The organism is Chamaesiphon sp. OTE_8_metabat_110 (assembly GCF_031382685.1).
Classification (GTDB): Bacteria; Cyanobacteriota; Cyanobacteriia; order Cyanobacteriales; family Chamaesiphonaceae; genus Chamaesiphon.
On sequence record NZ_JANMZA010000001.1, the window covers coordinates 1 to 2,121 of the forward strand.

Below are 2,121 nucleotides of genomic sequence, written 5' to 3' on the forward strand. Positions count from 1 at the left end.
GTGGCTTCTGTCGGGATTTCACTCGTGTTTTGCCGTTGGGTTGATGAAAAATGGTGCCGCTCATTTCCAAACCGATCGCTCTAACTGCTGTTTCCAGTCCCGCAATCCGACCCAGTGCCGTCATTCCGCGTTCGGTTAAAGAGATGGGGAAGGTTCTGGCATTGGAAAACTCGATGATGCGCGGATCGCTAAGGCGATCGTAGAGATCGACTTGATATCGATCGTCTCGACGCAATAAATAGTGAGCCAACAGCACACCGCTAGCTCCAACACCCACAATTGCCACTTTTTTAATCATACTTGCTCCTAGCTTGCTCAAAGGTCACATTTTTCTAGCTGTTCGGTGGTCAGGATTGTCGCTGAATCGATTACTTACTGCGAGCGCGGCTCAGCCAACGAGGCGGATGAGAATAGATCGATATTAGTAGATAAGTCAATCTTTCCGGTCTACCGTTGGAAATACTCTATTTGATTTAGCTGATGCTTGGATGAGATTGGGCTAACTGTTCTAGCAATGTTGCTGAGATCGATGGTGCATCGTATTCACTAATTGTCTTTTGCAAGTCTTGAGCGCGATCCTTATAACTACGATCGTTTAATATCTTGCCGACAGCCGATCGAATCTGCTCTGGAGTTGGCTGGTCGGTTTTGAGATCGATCCCCACACCCAGCCAGTCGATCCGAGCACAAATTTCTGGCTTATCTTCAGACTTCCCCGCGCCGATTACTGGTACGCCATTTGCTAGAGCCATTTGTACGCCATTAAAGCCGCCATTGGTAATCATCACATCGACATGGGGCAATAATTGAGAATGGGGAATGAACGATGCAATGCGAGCATTGGCAGGAATCCCATCGGGCAGAATACTCTCAAGCGATCGATCGAAGATTGTCGCCACAACTAAGACATTTTCTGATGCTAATGCCTGAAGTGTAGGTACGATCAATCGTTCTGGATCGGTCGTAATTGTACCTTGGGTCACATGCACCACAGGGAGATCCCCCTTCAGATCCTCCCACCAGTCTGGCGGTGTGAACTCTGTCGCGATATTACCCAGTAACGGCCCGACAAAATGAACTCGATCGGGTAAATCTCGACGGGGATATTCAAACTCTGGTACCGAGCCAACTAAGTGGAGAAACGGGGAAATGATATTAAAGAAACTCGTCTGGGATGGCGCAAGTCCCAGATCTGCACGAACTTGGTTCATGTAAGTAGTGACTTCTTTAAATATGACTCGATCGGTCAACCAGTTCAAGCCGCGATTGCGGAACTGCCCGAAGGCGGAAGCATCTGGTTTGATGCCCAAACCAAAGGGAGCCGTATCGCGACTGCTAAATGCTAGTGCCGAAACGCTAAAACCCGCCCACGGTGGCCCACCCTGTTCGTGCAGCCAAGCAGCACCCAAGAAACAAAAATCTGCGAGGATCGCATCTGCGGGAAAATCTCGCAAGATTTCCGTCAAATCTTGAACCTGTTTTACTGCGGCATCGATAAAACCGTACTTGAGATCGTACTTGAGTTGGGCGACACCCTGCAACGCATTTCTACGCGACATCCACTGTGCCAGCCATTCTGGCGAGAGATCGACTGCCGGAATAAAGCGTGCGCCAGTTGATTCGATCTTCGCTTGAAATTCGCTTCCAGTATACCAACAGACTTGATGCCCGCGATCGACTAATTCACGCGCGATCGGCAGAGCTGGACTCACATGCCCTATTGCTGAAATCGTACAAATGAGAAATTTAGCCATGTTATTATGCTGCAATTATTAAGCTTGGCGAATAGTTAGATCGAATCGGATATCGAGTAATTCGCCATTAATTTTCTGTGGGTAAGATCTCTATTGGTAGGGGCAATTCATGAATTGCCCCTACCAATTTCGAGACGATATTCCCGCTCGATCGAAAGACTAACCAAAGGAGGGCAATCCAGCCAGAGCCATTGCCACCTCTGCCGAACTATATTCGGTATCTACAAGTTTTCCGGCTTGATAGTCCATGTATGCCTGCATATCAAAGTGACCGTGACCGCAGAGATTGAATAAAATTACCTTACTCTCGCCAGACTCTTTGCATTTGAGGGCTTCATCGATCGCGGCTTTGACAGCATGATTCGCT

General features: G+C 48.3%; 1 protein-coding gene and 2 pseudogenes. All 3 read right to left on the reverse strand.

What is annotated here, in order from left to right:
* Window positions 1-298: pseudogene (locus RMO52_RS00005) on the reverse strand (FAD-dependent monooxygenase); the annotation flags it as partial.
* A 175-nt stretch (window positions 299-473) separates the two neighbouring features.
* The gene (locus RMO52_RS00010; protein ID WP_310409893.1) at window positions 474-1,754 is read right to left on the reverse strand and encodes a nucleotide disphospho-sugar-binding domain-containing protein; all 1,281 of its coding nucleotides are present in this window, start codon (window positions 1,752-1,754) and stop codon (window positions 474-476) included.
* Window positions 1,755-1,913: 159 nt separating this feature from the next.
* Window positions 1,914-2,121: pseudogene (locus RMO52_RS00015) on the reverse strand (TrpB-like pyridoxal-phosphate dependent enzyme); the annotation flags it as partial.

Coding starts and splice junctions, on each gene's coding strand:
- RMO52_RS00010 (WP_310409893.1), bottom strand. CDS start 1,754: ATGGCTAAATTTCTCATTTGTACGATTTCAGCAATAGGGCATGTGAGT.